This is a genomic window from Amycolatopsis sp. SID8362 (assembly GCF_010550475.1).
Classification (GTDB): Bacteria; Actinomycetota; Actinomycetes; order Mycobacteriales; family Pseudonocardiaceae; genus Amycolatopsis; species Amycolatopsis eburnea.
Map to the genome: position 1 here is coordinate 1 of NZ_JAAGNB010000668.1, position 317 is coordinate 317.

1 pseudogene is annotated in these 317 nt (G+C 76.7%); it reads right to left on the reverse strand.

Features of this window, described 5'->3' with window-relative positions:
- Positions 1-317, reverse strand: a pseudogene (locus G3I65_RS20400) (1-phosphofructokinase); the annotation flags it as partial.

Genomic DNA, 317 nt, shown 5'->3' on the forward strand with positions numbered 1-317 from the left:
AGGGCGGGGCCGGAAGTGTCCAAAACGGACTTCCGGCCCTCGATCAGCCGCGCGTAGCCGTCGGGCGGCGCCCCGGGCGGCAGGCTGCCGGAGCAGACCAGCACCTCGGGATCCCGGCGGCGGACGCGCTCGGTCAGCAGCGCCCACTCCATCGCGGTCACCGCCGGGCCCGGCTCGTTGAAGAGGGTGACCGAACCGTCCACAGCGGACAGCACGGTGGTCGTCCGGCGGGTTTCGCCGCCGATCGGGACCAGCTCCGCGGCCAGCCCCGCCGCGCCGAGCTCCACGGCGAGCGCGGACCCGGTCGGCCCGCCGGC